Here is a 4,040-nt window from a genome sequence, read left to right on the forward strand (position 1 = left end):
TTTTATAATCTATTTGGAAATCCTAGATTGGGACTAAGGGCGCAAAAGTCATAAAAAAAAGAGCATGGCGTAAACGTTACCATCAGTGATTTTTTGGTAAACCTCATGCAGCATTGCTCCTGCAACCTGCAACCTGCAACCTGCAACCTTCAACCTTCAACCTTCAACCTTCAACCTTCAACATTTAACCTTTAACCTTCAACATTTAACCTTAAAACTTCAACTTCCAACCAAAACTTATTCCCAACTTTGGAATTGATTCATCCAAGCTGTAATCTGATCACGGCGAGTTTCAAAGGTAGCAGCAATCCAGATAAACCCAATTCCCACAAACAGCGCTACCACCCATTTAGAAAATGGATAATCAACGCTAAAAATCAGTAGTTGGTAGATCGCATTAATTAAAAATGTTCCCGTCCCAACATAAAGAAATGCTCTTACTTTCATCGCCAATCCAGCAAAAATTAGCACTACACTAATTCCCCCAGTTAATAACCCAAGCCATTGAGCAGTCCAAAAGGAAACCAAACAAATCATACTAGTCCCGATTAACCGGAGATTGTGACGTATTTGTTTTTGGGGGGGTTGGCTTAGATAGGGATCGACTTGGGCAATATAGAGTAAGGATAAACTCAAGGGGAGAACATACCAAAGAGCAGCAGTTAAGTGTAGTTGTCCAAACCAGCGGAGCAACATCCAGTCAATTACTATTACACTGATAAAGGTAAACCGAATTTGCTGATTAAAAATTGCGAGAATAATATAGAAAGCTGCGATAATCAGCAAACTAGCTAAATTACCGCTATAGGGATTTTCTGCAATGGCAATCAGGGGGATTAAGAAAGCAGCGATTTGCCAAGGACGTTTTGACCAACCCCAATTTTCCCAAGGTAGGAAATACAAAAAGTAAGCGACTAAGGATGCGATCGCACCTTTCCAAGGCACTAATGGTCCGGATAACAGACGCGCCACAGGGGTATTAATCCAATACAGCCGCATCCCCCATGCTTCAGCAAAACCTAAATAAACCCAGATTTCTCCAAGCAAGGGATTCGACCGATTCCGTCCTTGAGAAATAGCATAGATAACTAAAAACGCGCCAGTACTAAATCCCAGCATCATAGCGGATTCAATGGGCTCAGTTGTTGCTGCTATCAACAAACAACTACTCCATATCCAATGGAGATAGGAAATAACCTTTAGTTCTTTTGGGGTAAAATGTAGATATCCTTTCAGCCAAGGAGAAAATACCCGATAGGCGTACATAATACTAGTGCCAAGCACTGCCATTATAATCAATCCATCCCCTCTTGCTCCTCCTCCTAACTGGGATAATTGATAGAACAACAGTTGATAGGCAGAAACCGATATCCCAAATAGCGCCAGGTAAATTAGAGGTTTAAATTCTGCACGGCGACGCCCTACCCCAATGGCAATTATTGCTAGGGCAAAAGAGGATAAACCTGTCCAATTGGTAAAGGTTCCCCAACGTAAGAGCGGTCCTAAGCTACCGTATAGTAGTGGAATAATATGCCAGCTACTAGGTATTTTGTCGAGATTAGATCGGCGTCGCCACCAATCTCCTAACAATTGAGCAATTAGTCCTAATATTATATTGGCAATGGCTAAATTGATCAGTGAATGCTCAAATAAGCCCAGCGCTTCTGTTAAGCCCAGCGTTTCTGTAGTTAACAGTTCCACACTCCAACCAATCCCATAAATAGCCCAGTTGGATGGATAAGGAAAACTGCGATACGCGATCGCTCCTAAGGTCACTGCATTTACAATGAGCATAAACCATGTTGGTGACCAAAACCCAATGTAGACTATCAGAGAATAACAAGTCAGCAGAATTAGCTGAAAAATACACAGTGCGATCGCCCACCCATCCATTGCTTGTGCATAGAGTTTTGGGAGGTTAGTTTGTTGTTCGCGTAGCGTGGCCTTTTGGCCAAGGTTAGATGGTTGAAGGTTAGATGGTTGAAGGTTAGATGGTTGTTCGCGTAGCGTGGCCTTTTGGCCAAGGTTGGATGGTTGAAGGGTTGAAGGTTGAAGGGTTGAAGGTTGAAGGTTAGTTTGTTGTTCGCCTTTGGCGTTCCCTTCGGGTAGGTTGGCTTGTTGATTTGAAGTTTTGAATTGTGATTGGTTATCCTGTATCTTGCTAATACGAAGTAACCAGCTTTGCCATAACCATAAGGTTAAAATAGCGATCGCTCCAACAACAAACCAATCTTGTCCGGACGGTTGGGGAAACCCAAGGATGCCATCCCAAAGCAGGAACCCGACTAAGCTGATGCCGCATCCTACGGTAATTGCTGCTGATGTTAATTGCTTTAAATAGCGGGTATTAACCAACATCAGTGCTGTAGCGGATGCTAAACTGATTAACCTAATTCCTGGTATTCCTAGGATCAGCAATTGGGATAGGATGACAGCAACTACACTCAACCGGATCACAAACTTGTCTTGAGGGGGTTGCCAACTGCGATAACCACGTGCTAATCCAGTCAGAGATAATGGAGTGATTAGCCACAACAGACCCCATGCTCTCTGGTAACTATCTGGGTTAACGTCGTAGGGACTATAGTTAACACACAATAATACATAACTCAGACCAGCTAAAGTTAAACCCAAGTGCCAAGCACTCTCTCGCCAAATCTTGACATAGTCAGAAGTAGCGGGAATCTTTAAACTCAAGCTCCATTCTGCTAGCATCAGGGCTAATAAAATTGCTGAAAAGCCGCCTAGATGTAGGTTGGGAAAGAGATAGTTAATGGCACTGATAACGGTTGCGATCGCACTACTGTGGGTTAGGTAGACCCTTAAGCGCAGATGATGCTTAATCCCTAACCTATCCCGTCGCTGAGTCACAATCCCTAAAGTGATAGCAGAATTAATACCATTAATCGTGAGTAACAGGGGATTGGAAAAACATAGAGTAGTTAGAGAAACTCCTATTCCTAGTGCAATGACTTCTGCAAATTCTGCCAGATCATGTTTTTTGCGCTGATATAACCAATCTGCTAACCCAACAATTAAAACCAGATAGGGAAACAGTACTAAACTCAACAATACATAGGGAGTTTCTTGGGAATGGGTTAACGTAGTTGCTGTTTCCAGTAGCGAGGTTTGTATTGATGGCGGAATCAATCGCCATGAAAGCCAAACCATCTGTAAGCCAATGGCTAATATGGCGGCTAAATCGGAACGTCGCCAAGATTTTAGTAAACGATTGACAAATAACCACACCCCTAGCCCACTGACAATCATGGCTTGCCAAGGAATCTCAGCTGCTACACAAACTAGCCAACCCAGCACCAGCAAGCTACCCCCTAACCAAATCATAGGGAGACGGGGAGACGGGGAGACGGGGACAGATGGTGCCTGAGGCTTTTGGGATAGCCAGTAGAGAAACCAACCACACATCCCAATAGCTAACCCCAGTTGTTCAATATCGACACCTATGACAAAAATGGCTCTAAATAGCAGGATGCCGATGCCATAAACTAAGATGCGGAAGCCAGCAACATCAAAAATAAATGCTGAATTTTTCTTTCTGGATTCTATATATAAGGTAGCGATGGTGCTACCGATGCCCAAATAGACTGCTCCTATGGGAAATCCAGGGATACCCCAAGCCCAATTTAGGTAACTCAAACCTAAATAATTAATAATGGGTAAGGGAAATGATTTTTGTTGTCGTAATCGTAAAAATCCGTTCCCGTAGCCGCGACCTAAGAGTATCGAACTTAGTACTATCGCACTTAGTACCACTGTCGCCACTGCTACCACTAGCCAATTTAAGGGATGACGCCACAAACCAAAGCCATCCATTGCCCAAAAATTGACTGGGATCAGCAACAGAGTTACAACTCGCAAGGTCTGAGCCGTTAACGGTAAATTCCCTTGTTTGGTTGTCCAAGCACTAATCCCCCAAAAGCTCAAGGTATAGGCAAGCAATACTCCATACTGTCCAGCAGCTGGGAAATTGTCCCATTGACTAGCAGCCAGTACCCCAGAGGATACCACCACCATAAACA

Annotated in this window: 1 protein-coding gene; it reads right to left on the reverse strand. The window is 43.4% G+C overall.

Features of this window, described 5'->3' with window-relative positions; translation table 11 throughout:
• Positions 1-237: 237 nt before the first annotated feature.
• Positions 238-4,040 (reverse strand): DUF2157 domain-containing protein (locus tag F6K57_RS38565; RefSeq protein ID WP_293073864.1); only part of this gene is annotated, 3,803 nt, incomplete at its 5' end.

This window comes from Moorena sp. SIO4A5 (assembly GCF_010672005.1).
Lineage (GTDB): Bacteria > Cyanobacteriota > Cyanobacteriia > Cyanobacteriales > Coleofasciculaceae > Moorena.